This window comes from Streptomyces sp. NPDC002845 (assembly GCF_053591955.1).
The window spans coordinates 1-21,407 of record NZ_JBSFUU010000043.1; the positions used below are offsets into that span (position 1 = coordinate 1).

A 21,407-nucleotide genomic window follows, 5' to 3' on the forward strand; every position below is an offset into this window, starting at 1 on the left:
CCGCCCGCGTCGACGACCTGACCTCCTGGGTGAACGACAAGACCGGCGCGCCCCGCATCACCGACTTCAACTGCGACGCCGTCGAGGACATCGCCATCGCCGACCCCGCGGCGGCCGTCGGCGGCGATGCCGGCGCGGGTGTCGTCCGCATCGTCTACGGCGGCGGCAAGGGCACCGCCGAGATCAACCAGGACCTCGCCTGGGTCCCGGGCGGCGCCGAGGCCGGTGACTGGTTCGGCGAGGCCGTCGACACCGTCGACTACGACCAGGACGGCTGCACCGACCTGGTCGTCGGCATCCCCTCCGAGGACATCGGCTCCCGCGCCGACGCGGGCATGGTCGACATCCTGCACGGCGCCCCGGGCGGCCTCGGTACGGGCGCGAAGAAGGTCACCCACTTCGAGCAGGGCGCCGGCAACGGTTCCATGGCCGCCTCGGCCGCCGAGGCGGGCGACCGCACCGGCCAGGCCCTCGCCGCCGGCATCAGCGCCGCCGGTGAGCCGTTCGTGGTGATCGGTGTGCCCGGCGAGGCCCTCGGCAGCGTCGCCAAGGCGGGCTCGGCCTTCTACGTGCACGGCAACACCAACATCGCCTTCCACCAGGACAGCACGGGCGTACCCGGTGCCGTGGAGGCGAACGACGGCTTCGGCGGCGCCGTCGCGGCCGACGCCAACTACATCGCCGTCGGCGCCCCCGGCGAGGCCATCGGCTCCGACTCGGGTGCCGGCAACCTGGCGGTCCTCAGCCACACGCTGAACTCCGAGGGCCGCCCCACCCCGAGGTTCGGCCTCGACCAGGACCTGGACACCGTCTCCGGCGGTGCCGAGCCCGGTGACGAGTTCGGCAGGTCCCTGGCCCTGGCCCCGTACCGCCCGTCGGGCGCGGCGACCGCCAACGAGTCGATCCTCGCGGTCGGTGCGCCCGGCGAGGACCTCGCGGTCAACGGCTCCCAGAGGGCCGACGTGGGCGCCGCCTACACCTTCCGCATCACCGCCTCGGGCACGTACACCCAGCTCCACGGATTCTCGCAGGGCTCCTCCACCGACGACATATCCGGCACCTCCGAGGCCGGCGACCGCTTCGCCTCGACCCTGACCGCCGTGAACAGCGCGCCGCGCGCGGTGAGCACCACGGCGACGATGAAGCTGGCCGTCGGCGTCCCGAACGAGGCCCTCGGCACGACGGCGAACGCGGGCGCGGTCCAGAACTTCTCGCTCCTGGGCTCGCCCGGCGCCAACGACAGGTGGCTGGAGGCCGGCGACGGCGACGGCATCCCCGGCACCCCGGGCACCAACCAGTACATGGGCCGGAGCATCCACTTCACCGGCACCCACCTGTACGTCGGCATGCCGTACGGCCCGAGCAGCGGCGCCGTGCACGCCCTGCCGCTGTCCAACGTGACCGCCGGCGGCGCGGTCGCCGAGGCCACCTCCTACCGGCCCGGCACGGTCGGCCTCCCGTCGGTCGGCAACCGCTTCGGTTACGTGGCGCGGTAGGACTTCCTTCTGGTTGTACGAAGATGGGGGCGCCCGGAGAAATCCGGGCGCCCCCGTTCTCGTACTCCTGGGTGCCGCCTCAGTACTCCTGGCGGTTACGCGATGTGGTCCTCCTGCAGTTCCGCGGTGTGACGGTTCGTGAAGCGGTTGACCATCCGCTTGGCGTCGGCGTCAGGGACGGGGACGCCGTACGTCGCCTCTACGTTGTCGCTGAACTCGCGCGGGGTCGGGTAGCTGCCGTTTATCGACTGCTTGAAGACCGTGTAGTACGACTCCTCGTCCGGCTCGGGGGCCGGGGTGCCACCGCCCTCGCCCAGCTCGCGGGTGCGGTTGGGGCCGACGGGGATGGGGAAGCTGCCGGTGTCCTCGGGGGACGGTTCCTGGTGGGGGGTCGGGGGTTCCTCGTACCGCTCTTCGTGCCGCTGCCCGTACCGCTCCTCGTACTGGTCCTCGTAGTGGGGCTCCTGCGGGTGTTGCTGCTCGGCTTGCTGCTGGGCGTACCACTGCTCGTAGTCCGGCTCGTACGTGGGGTCGTAGGAGCCCTGGTACTGGGTCTGTTGCGGGGGGTTGAACCATGGGCTGTGGTCCGGGGCGGGGTCGTATTCGGGGTGCTCGGCGTCGTGGTTGCCCTCTGGCTGGGGGTGCTGCTCGCTGGGAGGTGCCGCTCTCTGTGGGACGGGCGCCGCCCCAGCGGCACGATTGCCCGCAGTTATGTCGGCTGCGGGTGCCGCCACGGCGGCTGCGTCGGTCGGCAGTGCTGTGTCGGCTGACGGAGCCGCCTCCAGTGCCTGTTGTTGTGTGGCTGTCGCCGGAGGCAGCAGGGCCGGTTCGATGCCCGCTGCCGCCAGGCCCGCCGGGGCCGTTTCCGCCAGGGGGACGCCGTATTTTGCCAGGCGCAGGGGCATGAGGGACTCGACCGGGGCCTTGCGGCGCCAGGCGCGGCCGTAGCGGGAGCGGAGGCGGGCCCGGTAGACGAGACGTTCCTGCTCCAGCTTGATGACCTGGTCGTAGGAGCGGAGCTCCCAGAGCTTCATGCGGCGCCACAACAAGAACGTGGGGACCGGGCTCAGCAGCCAGCGGGTCAGACGGACGCCCTCCATGTGCTTGTCCGCCGTGATGTCGGCGATGCGGCCGATCGCGTGCCGGGCGGCCTCGACCGCCACGACGAACAGGATGGGGATGACGGCGTGCATGCCGACGCCCAGCGGGTCCGGCCAGGCCGCCGCGCCGTTGAACGCGATCGTCGCCGCCGTCAGCAGCCAGGCCGTCTGACGGAGCAGGGGGAAGGGGATCCTGATCCAGGTCAGGAGCAGGTCCAGGGCCAGCAGGACGCAGATGCCCGCGTCGATGCCGATCGGGAAGACGTAACTGAAGTCCCCGAAGCCCTTCTGGAGAGCGAGTTCACGGACGGCCGCGTACGACCCCGCGAAGCCGATACCGGCGATGACGACGGCACCGGTGACGACCACGCCGATGAGAACGCGGTGCATCCGAGTCAGCTGTAGTGGCGCGGCCACCCGTACTCCCCTCCCAAAGCGTGCTGTTGCGCGCAACAGGGTGGCACATGTGTGCGGGGTACGGGTGTCCGGTAGGGGGTGAGTTCGTTCCGCGCGGGCTCCGGGTTCCTTCAAAAGGCCTGATGGGGCTACGAGTCGACACGTAGCCGGAGCCCCTCGAAGACCCTCAGTTCTTGTTCGTGTTCTTGCTCGCCGAGGCCGACGGCCTGCCGCTCGTGGACTTCGACGCCGACGCCGACGGGGACGCGCTCGACTCGGGGCTGTTCGCGTCCGTCACCGCGCCCACGGCCTCCTTCGCAGCGGCCTTCGCGGCCTTCATCAGGTCGTCCGCGCTCGGGGCCTTGTCACCGGCCAGGCCGGCACCGTTGTAGTCGAGGGTGATCACCACGTTCTCGACCCGCGCCACGACCGTCTGCTGCTTGAAGGCCCCCTCCTTCTTCTTCAGGTCGTACCGGATCGCCGTCGCCTCGTCGCCCGTGCCCGTCACCGGCTCCGACTTGACGTTCTTCGCGCCCTCCACCGCCTGGGCGTCCCCGACCTGCTGCGTGTAGAACTCCTGGGCCCGCGACTCACCCGTACCCCGGCTCTGGTCCGACTCCAGCAGCCGCATCGACACGCTCAGCCAGCGGAACTGCGAGCCGTCCACCCCGTTGTTGTCGAGGCTGTCCCAGTGACAGCGGCTCAGGTTCTCCGGGTCGGCCGACCCGCCCTTCTCACCGGACTTCACACCCTGAGGGACCAGATCCTTCAGCGTCTTCTCCGAGAACACCTTGCACGGCTCGGCGGGCAGCTTCGCGTACGCGGCCGTCTTCACCGCGCTCACCGACGGCGACGCGGACGCCGACGCGCCCGCCTCCTTCTGCGCGGCGTCACCCGAACTCGAAGCGGAACCGGAACCGGAGCCGGAGTCCGAGTCCGAGGAACAGCCGGAGACCACCAGCATCACCGGGAGGGCGACGGCACCGGCGAGGAAACGGCCGAGGTGTCTGCCGCGCGGGAAACGCACGTCGCGTCCACCGTGCCCGTTGTGTCCGTCGTGCTTCTCTCGCATCTCTCGCTGGACTCGCTGTGCGGCTCGGTGCATGGTTCCTTCACTCATGACGCTCGTACGTACGACTCGTGCGGTATTCGTGTGCGGACCGGGGTCCGAGGGGTCACGGTACGCGGTGGGGAAGGAGGGCGGTCCCGGTTCGCGGGGTTCGCCGGGCGCCCCCGGACCCCTCCGAACGGCCGTCAGTCGTTGAACGACTCCACCAGCTGCCCGGCCAGACTCAGCGCCCTGTCCTGCATTTCCTCGCTGTCCGGCACGTCCGTCGTGGTCGCCGGCTGCTCCGCGTACTCGACCGTCACGATCACGTTCGACGTGCGGAAGACCACAGTCACCGTGCGCTGCTGCGCGGTGCTCAGCTCGTCGTCCAGGAAGGCCTCGTCACCGAGATCGTCGAGGGCGCGGGGCTGGAGGGAGGCGGGCGTTCCGGTGGCGGAGGGGGAGACGGAAGGGGAGGCGCTGCCGGAGCCGGCGGAGGTGGACGGGGAGGCGCTCGGGGACGCCGTGCCGGTCCCGCCGCCCGATCCGTCGCCGGACTCGTCGGCAGTCTCGTCACCGGACTCGTCACCCGTCGTGGAGTCGGCGGGCTCCGGGAGGTCCGCGGCCGCTTCCTTCCTCCCGTAGATCTCCTCCGCCCTGCTGTCGTCGCTGACCGTGCTGTCGTACGACACCACGCGCTCGAAATCGACGAAGAGGTAGTCCGTGGCAGTGGTCGACTCCACCTTCCAGCGGCAGCCGACGCGCCGGTCCGTGTCGTACGTCAGGGTCGGCTCACCCGCGTACGCGATCTCCCGCTGCTCCGCGTCCGTGACCAGCTTGACGCCCGGGAGGAGCGTGGCGAGGGTGTCGCGGCTGACCACGCCGCAGGGTTCCGGGAGCGTGCGGTAGCGGCCCGGCTCGGCCGCCGTCGCCGTGCTGCTCGTGCCGCCGGGGCGCGGGTCGTCCGTCGCGTCGGTCCCGTCCGAGCCCGTGCAGCCGGCCAGCAGCGCCGTGAGCAGCACGGCGACGGCGGGTACGTACGCGTACGCCTTCGGCTGCACGGTGGGGTTCCTCTCGGCAGGCGCTGGGTTATTCGGTTGCCGCACGGGTGCGGCCCCTGGAGACAATGTGTATCGCACGCACTGCCGTGGACGCCGGTCCGTCATCCCTTTCGTTGATCTTGGCGCCGGTTTTGCGATCTGTGACTTTTATTGCTTTCCGGGGGAATGAGGACGATATGTCGTACGTAGAAGTGCCGGGCGCGAAGGTACCCATCCGCATGTGGACCGACCCCGCGTCGGTCGAGGACGCGGCGATGCAGCAGCTCCAGAACGTGGCGACCCTGCCGTGGATCAAGGGGCTGGCCGTCATGCCCGACGTCCACTACGGGAAGGGCGCGACGGTGGGGTCCGTCATCGCCATGCGGGACGCGGTGTGTCCCGCGGCGGTGGGGGTGGACATCGGGTGCGGGATGTCGGCCGTCAGGACGTCCCTCACGGCCAATGATCTGCCGGGGGATCTGTCGCGGCTTCGGTCGAGGATCGAGCAGGCGATTCCGGTGGGGCGGGGGATGCACGACAGTCCCGTTGATCCGGGGCGGCTGCATGGGTTCGGTACTGCCGGGTGGGACGACTTCTGGGGGCGGTTCGACGGGGTGGCTGACGCGGTCAAGTTCCGTCAGGAGCGTGCAGAAAAGCAGATGGGAACGCTTGGAAGCGGGAACCACATGCTCGAACTGTGTCTCGATGAGTCAGGTTCGGTCTGGCTCATGCTGCACTCCGGGTCCCGGAACATCGGCAAGGAGCTGGCCGAGCACCACATCGGCGTCGCCCAGAAGCTCCCGCACAACCAGGGGCTGGTCGACCGTGACCTGGCGGTGTTCGTATCGGACACTCCGCAGATGGCTGCATACAGGAACGATCTGTACTGGGCCCAGGAGTACGCCAAGTACAACCGCACGATCATGATGGCGCTTTTGAAGGATGTGGTCCGGAAGGAGTTCAAGAAGGCCAAGCCGACCTTCGAGCCGGAGATCTCGTGTCACCACAACTACATAGCCGGGGAGCGGTACGAGGGCATGGACCTGCTGATCACGCGTAAGGGAGCCATTCGCGCGGGCTCCGGCGAGTACGGGATCATCCCCGGCTCGATGGGCACCAGCTCGTACATCGTGAAGGGGCTCGGCAACGAGAAGGCCTTCAACTCGGCCTCGCACGGTGCCGGTCGGCGTATGAGCCGCAACGCGGCCAAGCGGCGCTTCACAGTGCGAGACCTGGAGGAGCAGACGCGTGGCGTGGAGTGCCGTAAGGACTCCGGCGTGCTCGACGAGATCCCGGGTGCCTACAAGGACATTGAGCAGGTGATGGAGCAGCAGCGCGACCTGGTTGAGGTCGTAGCGAAGCTGAAGCAGTTCATCTGTGTGAAGGGCTAGACGCGACGATGGGCGCGGCTGACATATGCCGCGCCCATCGAAGCTGGTCACTCGGGCAGCGGTACCAGTCCGTGCAGGAGTTTCCACCGGCGGACTTGGCAGGCGCTCCATGAGTAGCCCAGTTCGGCGGCTGCATGGGCGATCGTCGGCGCCGCCAGAAGAGTCCGGTCCATCTCACAGGTCCAGTGGATGGTCGGCGGTTTGAGCTTCATATCGGTCGGCCGGACCCAGGCGCTGAGGGAGTTGGCTGCCTCCTGCTTGCGCTGCAGGGAGAGGCAGCCCTGATAGAAGAGGCTGGCTGCCAGGCCCTGGGCGTTCTCCTTGGTGTAGAGGATGTTGTAGATGCCGTCTCGGGCGTTGCGTTTCAGGGTGCGCTGCGCGCCTGTGAGTACTTGCGTGTAGGAGCACAGGAAGGTCCCGATGGCTGTGCTGGCCGTGGTCAGAGAGACGAAGGGCAAGCCCTGCCGGGTGTAGCCGACGGATCCGTCCGCGTCGATGACGCCTCGCAGGTAGTCGCGGTGAGAGAACTCGACGTGGGGCGGGGCGATTGTCTTCGACTTGCGGCCGTACGGCAGGCCGAGTTCGTTGAGCTTGGTCCTGGCTTCGAGGGAGCACAGGCTCCAGACAGCCGAGCGGTGGGTTTCGGCGAAGTTCGTGGACCGGGTGCGCTCGGTGATGCTGCTGTAGTACGGCGTCAGTTTCTGGAACTTGCGCAGGAGGTCGACGTCCCGGGCGTTGATCTCGACGGTCAACTTGCCCTTCTGGCCGACTCCCTGTTGCAGATGCCCGTCCGCCTGCAAGAAGCCGAACATATACGCGTATTCGGGGACTGTCAGGTCCATGAACGGGTGAGCGATAGGCTCGCATTCAGCCACTGGGAAGCCTCTACTTCCTTGTCGGTCAGGCCCTCGGTTCGGGTGGCACCCCGGCCGAGGGCCGTCTCTTTAGATGTTGTGGCGTGAGCCTAGATCGCGAGTTCGTGCGCCGTGTGGGTGATCGAGAGGGTTCATCCTTGTGGGTTATGGGGTGCTCAGGGCGGGCGGCTAGAAGACGTACGCGTCCCCCGTGTCCAGAGCCAGTACCCGTCGGCGGTCGTTCTGGCGGTTGCGGTCGACCGAGTCGCCGCTGCTCCAGAGGGTGCTGATCTCCATCTCGACCTCGGAAGGCGTGCCCTTCAGGCGGACGCGCAGCCGGATCTCCCGGCCCAGGCCGTCGGCCGGGAGTTCTCCCGTGCCGCAGGCCACCGTCCGGGCTCCGGCGCGGGCGCAGGCCTCGGGGAGGTGCTGGCGGTCGGCGAGGGGGGCCGACCAGTGCAGGCGGACGGTCGCGTCGGTGACGGGGGTGGGGCCGTGGTTGCCGGGGGTGAGGCGTACGACGATGTGGCCGGCGGAGAGGGAGATGCGGCCGTGGTAGGCGAGGTCGGCCTCGGGGGCCGCGGCCGTGGCGGGGGTGGCCGCGAGGAGGGTGGCTGTGGCCAGGGAGGTGAGGGCGGCGCGGGTGACGGGCATCTGTGGAGTCCTGTCCTTCGGAGGTCGTCTGCCGGAGGTCGTCTGCGGATGTATGCCACCCGCGCCCCGGCTCCCAGGCGCCTCCCAACAGGTGAGGCAGGTGCGGCGGGGCCGGTCGGAGCGCCGTGCCAAGCTGCCCCCATGCTCATCGCCCGTTCCGCCGCCCTCTTCGTCCTCGCCGCGCTCTTCGAGATCGGCGGCGCGTGGCTGGTCTGGCAGGGGGTGCGGGAGCACCGGGGGTGGGTGTGGATCGGGGCGGGCGTCGTCGCCCTCGGCGCGTACGGCTTCGTGGCGACCCTCCAGCCCGACGCGCACTTCGGCCGCATCCTCGCCGCGTACGGCGGTGTCTTCGTGGCCGGGTCGCTCGCCTGGGGGATGGTCGCGGACGGGTACCGCCCGGACCGGTGGGACGTGACCGGAGCGCTGGTCTGCCTCGCCGGGATGGCGGTGATCATGTACGCGCCGCGGGGCGGGAGCTGAGGCCGAGGGTGGATCTGGTCAAGGGGCGCCTGCGGACGCGGGCCGGCCACGGCAGGTTCGGGCGGGCTGACCGGCCGGTCCGTGCGGCAATGGGCAGGCGCGGGGGCAGGTGAAGGGCATTCGACGTCCGCCCCCGCGACCGGCCTATCCTGGCGGGGATTCGAACGCACCGGCTCGCGTGAGCGAGTGCGCACTCCCGTACGCCCGCCCCAGGAGCAGCCCATGACCGCGCCCGCCGTCCCCGCCGCCAACTCCCGCATCGCCGTCGTCACCGGTGCGAGCAGCGGTATCGGCGCGGCAACGGCCCGGCAGCTCGCCGGGGCCGGGTACCGCGTCGTCCTCACCGCGCGCCGCAAGGACCGTATCGAGGCGCTGGCGGAGGAGATCAACGCGGCGGGCGGCAAGGCGACGGCGTACGCCCTGGACGTGACGGACCGGGCGGCGGTCGACGAGTTCGCCACGGCGTTCAGGACGATCGGGGTCCTGGTCAACAACGCGGGCGGTGCGCTCGGCGCGGACCCGGTCGCGACGGGTGACCCGGCGGACTGGCGTCTGATGTACGAGACGAACGTCATCGGCACCCTCAACGTCACCCAGGCCCTGCTTCCCGCGCTCACGGCGAGCGGCGACGGCTCGGTCGTCGTGGTCTCCTCGACCGCCGGGCACGGCACGTACGAGGGCGGCGCGGGCTATGTCGCCGCCAAGCACGGCGCCCACGTCCTCGCGGAGACGCTTCGCCTGGAGATCGTCGGCACCCCGGTGCGGGTGATCGAGGTCGCGCCCGGCATGGTCAGGACGGACGAGTTCGCGCTGACCCGGTTCGGCGGGGACGCGGACAAGGCGGCGAAGGTCTACCAGGGGGTCGCCGAGCCGCTGACCGCCGACGACGTGGCCGACACCATCACCTGGGCGGTCACCCGCCCGAGCCACGTCAACATCGACCTCCTCGTCGTCCGGCCGCGCGCCCAGGCCTCCAACACCAAAGTGCACCGGGAGCTTTGATGCCGGACGAGCCCGCTCAGGATGAGGTCTCTGAGGATCAGATCTCTCGGGATCGGATCTCTCGGGATCAGGAGCAGCGGCGCCTGGCCCAGGAGAAGAAGAACGAACGCATGGTCTGGTACTACCTCGCGTACTTCCTCTTCGGCATCCACATCGTCGCCTTCGTGATGATCTACGCGGTCACGCACGCGAAGTAGTACCCGCAACAGTCTGCGCGTACGTCGTCGGCGGCACTCCCACCGTCGTCGTGAAGTCCCGTACCAGGTGGGCCTGGTCGGCGTAGCCGAGGTCGGCGGCCAGCGCCGCCCAGTCCACCGCGCGGTCGGTCTCCGCTCGTTCCAGGGCCTCGTGGATGCGGCAGCGGAGGATCACCCACTTGGGGCCGACGCCGACGTACGCGGAGAAGAGCCGTTGCAGGGCCCGCAGCGACATGCCCTCCGCGCGCGCGAAGGCTCCGGCGCGGCGGATCGAGCGGTCGGCGCCGATGCGCTCGACGAGGGCCGCCGCGCGCTCGGCCTGCGGGTCCGGTTCGGGGGCGAGCCCGAGCAGGAACGCGTCCAGGGCCGCCACGCGCGCGTCCTCGTCGCCGGGCCCGAGGACCGCGTCCACGTGCTCCTCGGAGCCGCCGGGCGGGAACACCTCGTCGAGCGGGAGCCGCCGGTCCGACCAGTCCGACACCGGGTGCCCCGGCGCGAAGGGCCGGAAGGCGCCCGGCCGGAACTTCACCCCGCACACCCGCCCCCGCGCCTGAAGCTTCTGCGTGAACAGCCCGTGCATGACGCCCGCGACCTCGCCGAAGGGTTCGCGCCCGGTGAAAGCCTGGAAGACGACGTTCACGGACGGGTGTGGCACGACGTGGGACGCGTACGGCTCGGGCAGGTCCCAGTCGATCAGCCAGTAGTTGTCCACGTAGGGGCGCAGCGGCTCGGCGGCCTCGCGGCGCCGGAAGCGGACGCGCGCGAAGAGCTCGGCGGCGTCGACGATTCCTCGGGTGTCGCGTCGGAGAGCGGCCATGGCCGGATCGTATGACGGGCGTCGCTCGCGTGCCGCCGGGTGTCGCGTTTCTTCAAGCCGCCGGGGCGGGGGCGTACGTACGGTCGGGGTATGACGTATGAGATCAAGTCCGGTGCGCGTTCGTCCTCGCGTTCGTCCTCGCCTTCGTCCTCGTCCTCGCTCGGCGTACTCCTTCGCGCTGCCGTCGACCAGGCCGTGCCCGTCGTGCGGGCCATTCCGGACGGGGCCCTCGGCGATCCCACCCCGTGTGCCGAGTACGACGTGAAAGCGCTGGTCAACCACCTCTTCCACGTCGTCGTGGAGTTCCGGGAGCTGGCCGCCAAGCAATCGGCGGACTTCACGAGCACCCCTGATCGCGTGGGTGAGGGCGAGGGCTGGCGGGAGGGGTTCGCCGAGGCGGCCGGGCGGCTGGTGGAGGCGTGGTCGCAGCCGGGGGCCGAGGAGGGGACGAGCGGGGAGATGGGGCTGCCTGCGCGGACGGTCGGGTGTCTGGTGCTGCTCGACCTGACGGTGCACGGCTGGGACCTGGCACGGGCGACGGGTCAGGAGTACCGGCCGGACCCGGCGGCCACCGGCCTGCTGCCCCTGCTCGGCGGGGTGGTGGCCGAGATGGCGCCCACGGGCCGGCGGATGGGCGCCTTCGGCGAGCCGGTGACGGTGCCGGAGGAGGCGGACACCTTCGCGCGGCTGCTGGGGGAGACGGGGCGTGATCCGGGCTGGAGGCGTCCCGCACGCTGAGAGACGCTGAGGGGCGCTGAGGGAATAGGGCCGGGCACGGGCACCGTTCCGCGGGTATGGTTGAAGCGTAAACAACCTGCGGAAGGTGCAGCGATGATGCAGTTCGGGATCTTCAGCGTCGGCGATGTGACGCCGGACCCGACGACGGGCCGTACGCCGACGGAGCATGAACGAATCAAGGCGATGGTCGCGATCGCGCTGAAGGCCGAGGAGGTCGGGCTCGACGTCTTCGCGACCGGCGAGCACCACAACCCGCCCTTCGTGCCGTCCTCGCCGACCACGATGCTCGGTTACATCGCCGCGCGGACGGAACGGCTCATCCTCTCCACCGCGACCACCCTCATCACCACCAACGACCCGGTGAAGATCGCCGAGGACTTCGCGATGCTCCAGCACCTCGCCGACGGCCGGGTGGACCTGATGCTGGGGCGCGGCAACACCGGCCCGGTGTACCCGTGGTTCGGGCAGGACATCCGCCAGGGCATCAACCTCGCCATCGAGAACTACGCCCTGCTGCACCGGCTGTGGCGCGAGGACGTCGTGGACTGGGAGGGCAGGTTCCGCACGCCGTTGCAGGGGTTCACGTCCACGCCCCGGCCGCTGGACGGGGTGCCGCCGTTCGTCTGGCACGGGTCCATCCGGTCGCCGGAGATCGCGGAGCAGGCCGCGTACTACGGTGACGGCTTCTTCCACAACAACATCTTCTGGCCGGCCGACCACACCAAGCGGATGGTCGAGCTGTACCGGACGCGGTACGCGCACCACGGGCACGGCACGCCCGAGCAGGCCGTCGTGGGGCTGGGCGGGCACGTCTTCATGCGGCGCAACTCCCAGGACGCGGTACGGGAGTTCCGGCCGTACTTCGATGTCGCGCCGGTGTACGGGCACGGGCCCTCACTGGAGGACTTCATGGACCAGACTCCGCTGACGGTCGGCTCGCCGCAGCAGGTGATCGAGAAGACGCTGTCCTTCCGGGAGTACGCCGGTGACTATCAGCGGCAGTTGTTCCTGGTCGATCATGCGGGGTTGCCGTTGAAGGCTGTGCTGGAGCAGATCGAGATGCTGGGTGAGGAGGTTGTGCCGGTGTTGCGGGAGGAGTTTGCGAGGCGCTCCGCGGGGCGCGCCGCGTTGGGGGCGTGAGGGCGCGCCTCGCTCCGCGTTGGGGGCCTGAGGGCGCCGTAGGGGTGCGTGTGGGGTGACTGGTGCGGGAGGAGTGTGGCTGGTCGCGCCCACGCGGCGGAGCCGCATATGTCACAGCCCCGCCCCTTCAAGGGCGCGGCTGTACCTGGCGGCGTAGAGAGTGCACCTTGCTGCTTGCCCAAGCCTCCACGCGTGAGCGTGTTCGCGCCCATGCCCTCTCGCAGCGCGTTTCCCTCAGTTCTGCGAAGAGGAGTTCATAGCGGGCCAGGACCGGGGCGGGGTCGTAGCGGTGGGCGCTCTGGAGGGCTGCGTGGCCCATGGCGCGGCGGGTGGGGTCGGAGGTGATCAGGTCGAGGATGGACTCGGCGAGGGCGTGGGGGGAGTTGACGGGGACGAGGCGGCCGTTGACGCCGTTGGTGATGATCTCGGCGGGGCCGAGCGGGCAGTCTGTGCTGATCACGGGTACGCCGCAGCGCATGGCCTCGACGAGGGTCATGCCGAAGGACTCGGCCTCGGAGGCGCTGACGACGATCGACGCCTGGGCGAACTCGTTCTCGATGGGGGTGTGCACGCCCATCAGCCGGGCTCGGCTCGTCAGGCCCAGGTCGTCGATCAGGGCCTGCAGGCGTTCCTTCTGCTTGCCGCCCCCGTAGATCCGTAACCGCCAGTCCGGTTCCTTGGCCGTGACCTGGGCAAAGGCCTCCAGCAGCAGGTCGAAGCGCTTGCCGCGGGCGAGGCGGCCGGCCGCCGCGATCACCTTGGCCGTGCAGTCGGAGGGGGTGACGCCGGTGTCCGGGACGATGTTCGGGACGGCGGCGACCCGGACCCCCGGCAGGGGCATGCGGGCTCGGTAGACGTGGGCGTCCGCCTCCGTCGTCGTGACGACGGCGTCCAGGGTGCGGTAGTGGCGGGCCAGTACCTCGCGCAGGTCCTCGTCGTGGGCGTCGTGGCGAAGGTGTTCCTGGGCGATGCGCAGGGCGCGGCGGGAGGCGAAGAGGGCGAGGTAGACGTTGAGGCCGGGGCGGGTGCCGATGACGACGTCGGCGCGGCAGGAGGCCAGGTACGCCCGTACGCGCAGGTCGGTGAGGCGGCTGTACTGGCGGCGGCGCTTGTCGGCGGCCGGGAAGTCGGTGGCGGGCAGGCCGTACGCGGGGTCGGCCGGGTCGGGGCTGCCGGGGCGGGTGTCGACCAGGGGTACGAGGGTGATCCTCGGGTCGGTCGTGAAGCGTGGGGTGTCGCGGTGGCGGGACATCGAGGCGATCTCGACGTCGTGGCGGTCCGCGAGCGCCGACGCGAGGTTCAGCGTGGTGCGGACGGTGCCGCCGACGGCGTACGCGTTGTGGAGCAGGAACACGATCTTCATGCGCTTGGCGCGGCCGGCCCGGCTCACGAGTGGGGTGCTCATGTCCCGCGTACTCATCTCCCGCGTACTCATGTGCCGTGTGCTCGTCCGGGTGTGAGTCATCCGCTTCACCTGTTCCTGCCTGCCCTCCCGGGGTGAGAGGCCGGTAAGAAGCCGCCCGCACCCCTCTTCCACAGGTGGTACGTGTCCCGGGCCTTGGCAGACTGGTCGCGTGCCCCAGAATGTGCTGCTCGCCGAGGACGACCGTGCCATCCGTCATGCCTTGGAACGCGCCCTGACCCTGGAGGGTTACGACGTTACGGCCGTTGCCGACGGTGTCGAGGCGCTCGCGCAGGCCCACCGGCGACAACCGGACATCCTCGTCCTCGATGTGATGATGCCGGGCGTCGACGGCCTCCAGGTGTGCCGTGCCCTGCGTGCGGAGGGGGACCGTACGCCGATCCTCATGCTCACCGCGCTCGTCGAGACCGCCGACCGGATCGCGGGCCTGGACGCCGGGGCGGACGACTACGTGGTCAAGCCGTTCGACGTGGAGGAGGTCTTCGCACGGCTGCGGGCGCTGCTCCGTCGTACGGGGAACGTCGTGGGCACCGTACCTCTCCGGTCGTCCGGGGACGGCGGGACGCTGACCGTCGCCGGGCTGCGGATGGACGTACAGGCGCGGCGGATCTGGCGCGGGGCGCGGGAGGTGGAGCTGACGCGGACCGAGTTCGACCTGCTCGAACTGCTGGTCCGCAACGCGGGCATCGTCCTCGACCACGCGACGATCTACGACCGGATCTGGGGGTACGACTTCGGCCCCGGCTCCAAGAACCTGGCCGTCTACGTCGGTTATCTGCGGCGCAAACTCGACGAGCCGGGGGCGCCGGCGCTGATCCACACGGTGCGGGGCGTGGGGTATGTGCTGAGGGAGGACTAGGTGTCTCTCTCCTTCGCCCGCCTGCGCCGGGTGTCCTCGCTGCGGGCGACGTTCACGGTGTCCTTCGTGGCCGTGGCGTGCGTGGTCACCGTCCTGGTCGGCATCCTGAGCTACAGCGCGGCGGCGCGGCTGGTGCGGGTGGACCAGCAGAGCGTGTTCACGGAGGTGGTGCGGGATCTGCGGGAGCTCGTACGGGAGGACGAGCTGACCCCCGCCGACTTCGCGCCCTCCGGCAGCGGCGGGCCGCGGGACGGCCTGATGCGGTCCGGCCGCCGCACGGATGTGCAGGTCCTCGGGCCGGACGGGGTCGTCCTCCACCAGGGCGACCCCGGGCTGCCCGTGCGCGACTCCGACCGCCGTACGTCCCGGGCGTCCCTGCCCGGCCTGGCCGTCCAGCACCGGGAGGTCGAGGTGCGCGGCGGCCGGTACCGGGTGGCGACCGTCGCGCTCGGGGGCGGGCGGGGAGCCGTGCAGGTCGCGCAGGAGTTCAGCGACACGGAGGATCTGCTGCGGGAGTTGCAGGAGCGGACGCTGCTGCTGGTGCTGGGTGTGGTCGTGTCCGCGGGGCTGTTCGGGTGGTGGCTGGCCTGGCGGATCACCCGGCGGCTCGTCCAGCTCGCCGGGGCGGCGGAGGACGTGGCCCGCACCGGGCAGCTGGGCATCCAGGTGCCGGTCGCGGGCCGCGACGAGGTGGGGCGCCTCGGCCGCTCCTTCGACCGTATGCTCCTCCGCCTCGCCCAGTCCGAGGAGGACCAGCGGCGCCTCGTCCAGGACGCGGGCCACGAGCTGCGTACGCCGCTGACGTCACTCCGTACGAACATCTCCCTGCTGCGCCGGATCGACGAACTCCCCTCCGGCATGCGCGAGGAACTCGTCGGTGACCTGGCCCAGGAGGCGCGCGAACTCACCGACCTCGTCAACGAGTTGGTCGACCTCGCCGCCGGACAGTCCAGCACGGAGCCCGTGGGGCGGGTCGTGCTCGGCGACGTGGCCGAGGACGTCGCCGTCGCGGCCCGGCGGCGGACCGGGCGGGATGTCGTGGTGCGGGTGAGCGGCGACACGGCCGTGGAGGGGCGGGCGGGGGCGCTGCAGCGGGCGGTGTCGAACCTGGTGGAGAACGCGGCGAAGTTCGACCGTGGGGGAACGGGGGCTGTGGAGATCGTGGTGGCGGGGGAGGGGGTGACCGGGGGCGGGGTGGCGGGTCCCGGCTCCGGGAACGTCCGGGTCGAGGTGCTGGACCGTGGCCCCGGCATCGGCGACGGTGACCTCGCGCGCGTCTTCGACCGCTTCTACCGGACCCCGGACGCCCGCAGCCTCCCCGGCTCCGGCCTCGGCCTGTCCATCGTCCGGGAGGTGGCGGCGGCCCATGGCGGGGCGCCGTTCGCGTACCGGCGGGACGGGGGCGGGTCGGTGGTCGGGTTCACGGTGGGTGGGGTGCGGTAGTCGGCTGTACGGAGAGACTGCTGTACGGACTCGGGACGGCTCAGGCCGCTGTCCCCGCCCCCGCGCTCCACCGCCCGAGCACCGGCTCGCCCAGTGTGCGCGCCGTCCGGCACAAGGTCTGGCCGTGGTGGGTGAACAGGTCGTCGCGGTCGTCGAAGTATCCCAGGTCGGTGCGGACCCGGGCGGACAGGTCGCAGGTGGTGCCGGGGGCGCCGCAGCTCGTGGGCGTGTCCCAGTGCAGCGACGTCCGGGACACGGCGTCGAACAGGGTCTCGCCGCCCTCGTTGGTGAAGGCTCCGCCCCGGGGTGTGCTCCGGAAGAGTTCACCGATCGGCACCCACGCCCCGTCGAGGCGGAACTCCGGCCAGGCGAGGAGGACGTGCTCCGGTACGAGGGGCTTGAGCCGGGGGAAGCGGGGATACCAGAAGGCTCCGTCGACGAGCAGGCCGCGTACCCGGGTGCGTACGCCGATGCCGCGGGCGACCGCCTCCAGTACGGCCATCCGCTGGCTGCAGGAGCCCCGGCCGAGCCGCAGGGTCCGGGAGGCGCGGCGGCGGTCCTCGACCGAGTACACCGGCCGTACCTCGCGCGCGATGATCCCGTGCGCGGTGCGCAGCGCGTCGCCTGCGGTACCCTCCGTCCGGGCCCGCGCCGTCAGCGCCACGATCAGTGGATTCTCCCGGTCCAGGATCGCGGTGGCCCGTGTGGAACCCTGTACCTGGTCCGACGTCCGCACGTCCGCCCGCCTGCCCCTGCCCGGCATCAGCAGCCGACTGGTCATCCCGCCCCCCGGTCGTCCCCGTCCGTTCCGGTCATCATCACACGCGGTACGACTTCTTCAGGTGCCGCTCGGCGGCGGTGGCAGGGAGCCGAGCAGTTCGGTGATGTGGGTCTGGCCGATGTGGGGCGGGAGTGGCTGATGATCGCGGTCGTGGCGGTTGCGCGGTTGCGGCGCGTGAAGGGGACTGGGGCGTTGTACGCCGCCTCGTCCGCCGACAACACTTGCCCCACCCCCGCACCCTGCCCGATGCTTCGGGCGTGATCAAGGTGCTGTTGGCGGAGGATCTCCACGTCGTGCGGGCCGGGCTGGTGGCTCTGCTCGGGGACGCCTTCGACGTCGAGGTCGTCGCGCATGTGGGGTCCGGGGACGCGGTGCTGCCCGCGGCGCTGGAGCACGGTCCGGACGTGGCCGTGCTCGACATCGGCATGCCGGGGCTCGACGGCCTGGCGGCGGCGGCCCTGTTGCGAGAGCACGTCCCGGCCTGCCGGACGCTGCTGCTGACCGGCATGGACCGGCCCGGGTATCTGCGCCGGGCGCTGGACGCAGGCATCCCGGGGTTCCTGCTGAAGACCACCACGCCCGAGCGGCTCCTCGACGGCATACGCGCGGTGGCCGCCGGGGGCCGGGCGATCGACGTGGGACTCGCGGACGACTTCTGGGCGATGGGGGAGTCCCCGCTGACCGAGCGGGAGACGGAGGTCCTGCGGGCCACCGCCGACGGGCTCGACACCCGGGAGATCGCCGTCCTGCTCTCGCTGAGCGTGGGTACCGTACGCAATCGGCTGTCGGACGTGATGGGCAAGCTGGGGGCCCGGACGATGGTGGACGCCGTACGGATCGCCGAGCGGGGCGGCTGGATCTGACCGGCGCCGCCCACCGGTGGCGAGCGCCCGCGACAGCTCAGGAGACGGCCGGGAACACCGTGGACGCCGGAGGGCCGCCCGGTGTCGGAGCCGGTGCCGCGACCGGCTGTACGTGCTGTACGGGGTGTTCTGATGGGCGTCCGTCTCTACGACGCGGGGACCGGCCGGTTCCTTTCGGTCGATCCGATCTATGGAGGGAACGCCAATGCCTACGAGTACTGTGTGGGTGATCCGGTAAACTGCTCCGACCTCACGGGCAAGGCACGGCTGATCAGCCGCTCCTACAGCTTCTGGTCGCCTGTGTGGTGGGTCGCCTACCACTTCAACAAGAGCGAGACCACGAAGATCGCCTGGGGTGCGGGCGCCGCCTGGACGGTGGTGGTGAACACCTTCTCCAAGATCAAAGCTGTGAACAAGGGATGGGCCAAGGTGGCGACAACCGTGCTTGAGTGGTACCTCGCCTACTTCGCGCTCACCGCCGGATACGCCGCCGCTCGCGGCAAGTGCGTCGGCATCGGCATCGGTGGCCGCAAGAGGTTCGCCAGTTGGACCGTCAGGTACGCGACCCCGCCGGTCATCTGGGTGCGCAAGTGCTGACGCCGCAGGGGCATCGGACGCTGCGCACTGCGAGGCTCCTGCTCTACGGACTGGCCTCCGTGGTGGCGCTGCTGCTGGCGGTGCTGTCCCTGAGCCGGGAGGTGTGGATCAATGCCGCCGTGCTGTTCGCGGTTTCGGCCACGGCTGTCACCGCGTGGTTGCGGGAACGGCGTTCGAAGGATCGGCCCGACTCCTGACCGGCCTTGTGTGCACGGCAAGGTGCGATGACCGTGCGCACAAGAACAACCGTGTGCACAACGTAAAGAGGAAAGGGCACAGCGGCGATGGCCGCTGTGCCCCCTCGTGCGAGTTCTCAGCTCGCCATGGCCATACCAAGATCATCGATCTTGGTATGGCCATGGGTTTCTCCGGTCAGGCTCTTGAGAAGGCCGCCCGGCCCTGCGGTGTGCACAGGACATTCCGTGCTCTTCGCCGCCACATCCTTCCTGCTGGTGGGCGGGCTCATATGACGTGCCCTGCGCCGGACGAAGTCGGCGGCCGTGTACCTTTCGTCACGTCAGCCTCACAGGTGTGAAGGTCCTCTGGAATCTCCTGAGTCTCTGTCAGGAGAAAGGTGCGCGGGTTGTCATGAGAGCACGTCGTTGGTGGGGAGCGGGTGCCGTCGTGGCGGCCGGTGTGTGCGGGGCGCTGGTCGTGCAGGGGGTGAGTGGCGGGGCCGCGGACGGGGCGGACGACGACGGAAGACCCGGGCCGGTCAGCGGACCGGTGGAGAGCGAGGCCCGCACGGTCTCGCTGAAGATGAGCGGCGACGGCGCCTCCGCGGAGCTCGGCCGTCGCGACACCGAGCCCTTCAGCATGCTCGGCGTCACCTGGGCGAACCCGGGGGACGAGGTCGCCGGGACGGTCGAGGTCCGTACCCGGGCCGCCGGTTCGGGTACGTGGTCGTCGTGGCTGGAGCTGGACGGGGACGGGCCGGGGGAGAGCGGGGCCGACCGGGCCGGTACGGAACCCGCGTGGGTCGGCCTGTCGGACGGGGTCGAGGTGCGGGTGGACGGCAAGTCCTCGGCACGGCTGCCCGAGGGCCTGCGGCTGGACATGATCGACCCGGGCGGCGGTACGGTCACGCCCCTGGACCCCGCGGCGTTCGTCGTAGAGGGGACGGAGAGCCCGGAGCCCACGGAGTCCACGGCCACGGACGGGACCACCGAGCCCACGGGGGAGCCGACCGCCTCGGAGACGGCGCCGGAGGCGGAGACGGAGACAGAGCCGGGGTCGGACACGGACGCTGACACGCCCTCGCCGTCCACCTCCGCCCCGGAGACCTCCGCGCCGGACAAGTCGGCGACCGAGAGCGCCTCCCCGTCCGCCCCCGCGGCAGCCTCCGCCTCCGCGCCGGCCGGTTCCGCCGCCCAGGTCCCCGCACCCAGGCCGCCGATCACCTCCCGGGCCGGCTGGGGCGCGGACGAGTCCATCAGCCCCGAGGAACCCGGCTACCTCCCCGGCGGCAAGATCAAGGCGGTGGTCGTGCACCACACCGCCGAGAGCAACAGCTACACCTGCGCCGAGGCCCCCGCCGTCGTACGCGGCATCTACGCGTACCACGTCAAGCAGCTGGGCTGGAGGGACATCGGCTACAACTTCCTCGTCGACAAGTGCGGCACGGTCTACGAGGGCCGCAAGGGCGGCGTGGACAAGCCCGTCATGGGCGCCCACACCTACGGCTTCAACACCGAGACCACCGGCATCTCGGTCCTCGGCACCTACACCGACGCCGCCCCCTCGAAGGCGGCGCTGACCTCGGTCGCCCGGGTCGCCGCGTGGAAGCTCGGCCAGTACGGGGTCGACCCGAAGGCGACGGTCACGCTCACCGCCGGTGTGGCCGGCACCAACTACTTCCGCGAGTCCTGGGCGCAGGGGGCGAAGCTGAGCTTCCCGGCCATCCTCGGCCACCGCGACGGCTACAACACCCAGTGCCCCGGTGACGCCTTCCACGCCAAGCTGGACACCGTACGCACCCTGGCCAGCCCCACCGTCACCGGGCTCAAGCTCAACTCCGTGACCGGCGCGGCCCTTTCCGGCTCGACGTACTACACCAAGGCCACCATCACGGCGAGCTGGTCGGCCACCACTCCGGCCGAGCTGATCGACCGGTACGAACTCCGGGTCGACGGACAGACGGTGGCCACCACCGAGGGCACCGTCACCTCCGCCGGCGCGACCCTGGCGGCCGGCACGCACACGGTGCGGATAAGGGCCGTGCACCAGTCCGGCAGGACCACGACGACCCCGGCCGCCACCGTCGTCTCCGAGACCACCGCGCCCACCTTCCCCACCAGGCCCAAACTCTCCCTGCGCACCGGCACGGTGAACAGCGGGGCCGTCCCCGTCACCCTGCGGTGGAAGGCGACCGACAACGCCGCGCTGAAGGAGGTCCGTCTCACCTCCCCGGTCAGGGGGACCTACGGCCCGGCCGTGACCGTGACCAAGCGGGTGGCGAAGTCCGGCACCGCGACGAAGTGGTCCCTGAAGGCGTACGACTTCGCGGGCAACACCCGCACCGCCTCGGTCACCGGCACGCCGGTGATCCTCCAGGAGGGCAGGGCGACGAAGACCGGCACCTGGACGGCCAAGTCCTCCAAGCGCTACCTGGGCGGCAGGTCGTACACCAGCAAGTCCAAGGGCGCCTCGCTGAAGTGGACCTTCACCGGCCGCTCGGCCGCCTGGGTGGTCTCCCGGGCCTCCTCCTCGGGCCAGGCGCACATCTACGTCGACGGCAGGAAGGTGAAGACGGTCGACCTGAAGTCCTCCACGGTGAAGTACCGCAACGCGATCTGGACGAAGACCTGGTCCTCCAGCGCGAAGCACACGGTCAAGATCGTGGTGGTGGGTACGTCCGGGCGGCCCACGGTCACGACGGACGGGCTCGTGTATCTGAAGTAGGCGTTGGCTGGGCTGAGGGGCTGACCCTGGCCTGAACACGTCTGACGACCGTGTTGTCCGCGGCGCCCCCGTTGTCCACGCTCTGAGCGGCGGTACGACGGGGGCGCCTTCCGTCGGGGCTTCGCAGGGCGGCGCCCACGGTGATCTACGTCACTTCTCCTCGTGAACCTGTGATGTTCGGCGAGCC

Annotated in this window: 21 protein-coding genes; 13 read left to right on the forward strand and 8 right to left on the reverse strand. The window is 70.6% G+C overall.

Going from position 1 to position 21,407, the window contains the following annotated elements:
* The coding region (locus ACWD3C_RS28055; RefSeq protein WP_451148639.1) for an esterase at positions 1–1,496 on the forward strand (1,496 nt) is incomplete at its 5' end.
* Between the two features lie 95 nt (positions 1,497–1,591).
* On the opposite strand, the gene ACWD3C_RS28060 is transcribed toward ACWD3C_RS28055, so the two are convergent.
* From ACWD3C_RS28060 to ACWD3C_RS28070, 3 genes are all read right to left on the reverse strand, one after another.
* Complete coding sequence (locus ACWD3C_RS28060) at positions 1,592–2,986, reverse strand: DUF2637 domain-containing protein (RefSeq protein ID WP_451148641.1); 1,395 nt, start codon at positions 2,984–2,986, stop codon at positions 1,592–1,594.
* Positions 2,987–3,179: 193 nt separating this feature from the next.
* Positions 3,180–4,112: a DUF3558 domain-containing protein gene (locus ACWD3C_RS28065; RefSeq protein ID WP_451148643.1), complete on the reverse strand. Its 933-nt coding sequence runs from the start codon at positions 4,110–4,112 to the stop codon at positions 3,180–3,182.
* A 134-nt stretch (positions 4,113–4,246) separates the two neighbouring features.
* Complete coding sequence (locus ACWD3C_RS28070) at positions 4,247–5,101, reverse strand: DUF3558 domain-containing protein (RefSeq protein WP_451148645.1); 855 nt, start codon at positions 5,099–5,101, stop codon at positions 4,247–4,249.
* Between the two features lie 176 nt (positions 5,102–5,277).
* Here ACWD3C_RS28070 and ACWD3C_RS28075 point away from each other — a divergent pair, with 176 nt between their 5' ends.
* Complete coding sequence (locus ACWD3C_RS28075; RefSeq protein WP_451148647.1) at positions 5,278–6,471, forward strand: RtcB family protein; 1,194 nt, start codon at positions 5,278–5,280, stop codon at positions 6,469–6,471.
* 47 nt (positions 6,472–6,518) lie between these two features.
* Here ACWD3C_RS28075 and ACWD3C_RS28080 read toward each other — a convergent pair whose 3' ends face one another.
* On the reverse strand, positions 6,519–7,313 hold the full coding sequence (locus ACWD3C_RS28080) for a hypothetical protein (protein WP_451148649.1): 795 nt from the start codon (positions 7,311–7,313) through the stop codon (positions 6,519–6,521).
* Positions 7,314–7,514: 201 nt separating this feature from the next.
* Positions 7,515–7,979, reverse strand: coding sequence for a hypothetical protein (locus tag ACWD3C_RS28085; protein WP_451148651.1), 465 nt, complete (start codon positions 7,977–7,979; stop codon positions 7,515–7,517).
* Positions 7,980–8,120: 141 nt separating this feature from the next.
* Here ACWD3C_RS28085 and ACWD3C_RS28090 point away from each other — a divergent pair, with 141 nt between their 5' ends.
* From ACWD3C_RS28090 to ACWD3C_RS28100, 3 genes are all read left to right on the forward strand, one after another.
* On the forward strand, positions 8,121–8,459 hold the full coding sequence (locus ACWD3C_RS28090) for a YnfA family protein (protein ID WP_451148653.1): 339 nt from the start codon (positions 8,121–8,123) through the stop codon (positions 8,457–8,459).
* 222 nt (positions 8,460–8,681) lie between these two features.
* Complete coding sequence (locus ACWD3C_RS28095) at positions 8,682–9,461, forward strand: SDR family NAD(P)-dependent oxidoreductase (protein ID WP_451148655.1); 780 nt, start codon at positions 8,682–8,684, stop codon at positions 9,459–9,461.
* The gene (locus ACWD3C_RS28100) at positions 9,461–9,658 is read left to right on the forward strand and encodes a hypothetical protein (RefSeq protein ID WP_451148657.1); all 198 of its coding nucleotides are present in this window, start codon (positions 9,461–9,463) and stop codon (positions 9,656–9,658) included. The genes ACWD3C_RS28095 and ACWD3C_RS28100 overlap by 1 nt, the downstream gene beginning before the upstream one ends.
* Here ACWD3C_RS28100 and ACWD3C_RS28105 read toward each other — a convergent pair.
* Positions 9,642–10,475: an AraC family transcriptional regulator gene (locus ACWD3C_RS28105; protein WP_451148659.1), complete on the reverse strand. Its 834-nt coding sequence runs from the start codon at positions 10,473–10,475 to the stop codon at positions 9,642–9,644. The genes ACWD3C_RS28100 and ACWD3C_RS28105 overlap by 17 nt on opposite strands.
* Positions 10,476–10,565: 90 nt before the next feature.
* Here ACWD3C_RS28105 and ACWD3C_RS28110 point away from each other — a divergent pair, with 90 nt between their 5' ends.
* Positions 10,566–11,213, forward strand: coding sequence for a TIGR03086 family metal-binding protein (locus tag ACWD3C_RS28110; protein WP_451148661.1), 648 nt, complete (start codon positions 10,566–10,568; stop codon positions 11,211–11,213).
* A gap of 96 nt (positions 11,214–11,309) precedes the next feature.
* The gene (locus ACWD3C_RS28115; protein WP_451148764.1) at positions 11,310–12,353 is read left to right on the forward strand and encodes an LLM class flavin-dependent oxidoreductase; all 1,044 of its coding nucleotides are present in this window, start codon (positions 11,310–11,312) and stop codon (positions 12,351–12,353) included.
* A 127-nt stretch (positions 12,354–12,480) separates the two neighbouring features.
* Here the strand turns inward: ACWD3C_RS28115 and ACWD3C_RS28120 are convergent, their stop codons facing one another.
* Positions 12,481–13,716, reverse strand: a complete 1,236-nt coding sequence (locus ACWD3C_RS28120; protein ID WP_451148766.1) for a glycosyltransferase family 4 protein — start codon at positions 13,714–13,716, stop codon at positions 12,481–12,483.
* A gap of 211 nt (positions 13,717–13,927) precedes the next feature.
* On the opposite strand from ACWD3C_RS28120, the gene ACWD3C_RS28125 reads away from it, so the two are divergent.
* On the forward strand, positions 13,928–14,635 hold the full coding sequence (locus ACWD3C_RS28125; RefSeq protein ID WP_451148663.1) for a response regulator transcription factor: 708 nt from the start codon (positions 13,928–13,930) through the stop codon (positions 14,633–14,635).
* Complete coding sequence (locus ACWD3C_RS28130; RefSeq protein ID WP_451148665.1) at positions 14,636–16,078, forward strand: HAMP domain-containing sensor histidine kinase; 1,443 nt, start codon at positions 14,636–14,638, stop codon at positions 16,076–16,078.
* 40 nt (positions 16,079–16,118) lie between these two features.
* Here the strand turns inward: ACWD3C_RS28130 and ACWD3C_RS28135 are convergent, their stop codons facing one another.
* Complete coding sequence (locus ACWD3C_RS28135; RefSeq protein WP_451148667.1) at positions 16,119–16,859, reverse strand: transglutaminase domain-containing protein; 741 nt, start codon at positions 16,857–16,859, stop codon at positions 16,119–16,121.
* 257 nt (positions 16,860–17,116) lie between these two features.
* On the opposite strand from ACWD3C_RS28135, the gene ACWD3C_RS28140 reads away from it, so the two are divergent.
* The 4 genes from ACWD3C_RS28140 to ACWD3C_RS28155 all read left to right on the forward strand — a co-directional run bounded on the left by ACWD3C_RS28140 (position 17,117) and on the right by ACWD3C_RS28155 (position 21,220).
* On the forward strand, positions 17,117–17,722 hold the full coding sequence (locus ACWD3C_RS28140) for a response regulator transcription factor (protein ID WP_451148669.1): 606 nt from the start codon (positions 17,117–17,119) through the stop codon (positions 17,720–17,722).
* Positions 17,723–17,854: 132 nt separating this feature from the next.
* Positions 17,855–18,319, forward strand: coding sequence for an RHS repeat-associated core domain-containing protein (locus tag ACWD3C_RS28145; protein WP_451148671.1), 465 nt, complete (start codon positions 17,855–17,857; stop codon positions 18,317–18,319).
* Complete coding sequence (locus ACWD3C_RS28150; protein ID WP_451148673.1) at positions 18,313–18,516, forward strand: hypothetical protein; 204 nt, start codon at positions 18,313–18,315, stop codon at positions 18,514–18,516. Before ACWD3C_RS28145 ends, ACWD3C_RS28150 begins: the two co-directional genes overlap by 7 nt.
* A 391-nt stretch (positions 18,517–18,907) precedes the next feature.
* Positions 18,908–21,220, forward strand: a complete 2,313-nt coding sequence (locus tag ACWD3C_RS28155; protein WP_451148675.1) for an N-acetylmuramoyl-L-alanine amidase — start codon at positions 18,908–18,910, stop codon at positions 21,218–21,220.
* Positions 21,221–21,407 lie beyond the last annotated feature (187 nt).

What these genes read in the sequence shown, in the direction of transcription:
- ACWD3C_RS28155 (WP_451148675.1), top strand. Translation starts at nt 18,908, where the DNA reads ATGAGAGCACGTCGTTGGTGGGGAGCGGGTGCCGTCGTGGCGGCCGGT.
- ACWD3C_RS28090 (WP_451148653.1), top strand. Translation starts at nt 8,121, where the DNA reads ATGCTCATCGCCCGTTCCGCCGCCCTCTTCGTCCTCGCCGCGCTCTTC.
- ACWD3C_RS28145 (WP_451148671.1), top strand. Translation starts at nt 17,855, where the DNA reads ATGGGCGTCCGTCTCTACGACGCGGGGACCGGCCGGTTCCTTTCGGTC.
- ACWD3C_RS28135 (WP_451148667.1), bottom strand. Translation starts at nt 16,859, where the DNA reads ATGACCAGTCGGCTGCTGATGCCGGGCAGGGGCAGGCGGGCGGACGTG.
- ACWD3C_RS28080 (WP_451148649.1), bottom strand. Translation starts at nt 7,313, where the DNA reads ATGGACCTGACAGTCCCCGAATACGCGTATATGTTCGGCTTCTTGCAG.
- ACWD3C_RS28065 (WP_451148643.1), bottom strand. Translation starts at nt 4,112, where the DNA reads ATGAGTGAAGGAACCATGCACCGAGCCGCACAGCGAGTCCAGCGAGAG.
- ACWD3C_RS28085 (WP_451148651.1), bottom strand. Translation starts at nt 7,979, where the DNA reads ATGCCCGTCACCCGCGCCGCCCTCACCTCCCTGGCCACAGCCACCCTC.
- ACWD3C_RS28110 (WP_451148661.1), top strand. Translation starts at nt 10,566, where the DNA reads ATGACGTATGAGATCAAGTCCGGTGCGCGTTCGTCCTCGCGTTCGTCC.
- ACWD3C_RS28115 (WP_451148764.1), top strand. Translation starts at nt 11,310, where the DNA reads ATGCAGTTCGGGATCTTCAGCGTCGGCGATGTGACGCCGGACCCGACG.
- ACWD3C_RS28100 (WP_451148657.1), top strand. Translation starts at nt 9,461, where the DNA reads ATGCCGGACGAGCCCGCTCAGGATGAGGTCTCTGAGGATCAGATCTCT.
- ACWD3C_RS28095 (WP_451148655.1), top strand. Translation starts at nt 8,682, where the DNA reads ATGACCGCGCCCGCCGTCCCCGCCGCCAACTCCCGCATCGCCGTCGTC.
- ACWD3C_RS28105 (WP_451148659.1), bottom strand. Translation starts at nt 10,475, where the DNA reads ATGGCCGCTCTCCGACGCGACACCCGAGGAATCGTCGACGCCGCCGAG.
- ACWD3C_RS28120 (WP_451148766.1), bottom strand. Translation starts at nt 13,716, where the DNA reads ATGAAGATCGTGTTCCTGCTCCACAACGCGTACGCCGTCGGCGGCACC.
- ACWD3C_RS28075 (WP_451148647.1), top strand. Translation starts at nt 5,278, where the DNA reads ATGTCGTACGTAGAAGTGCCGGGCGCGAAGGTACCCATCCGCATGTGG.
- ACWD3C_RS28060 (WP_451148641.1), bottom strand. Translation starts at nt 2,986, where the DNA reads ATGCACCGCGTTCTCATCGGCGTGGTCGTCACCGGTGCCGTCGTCATC.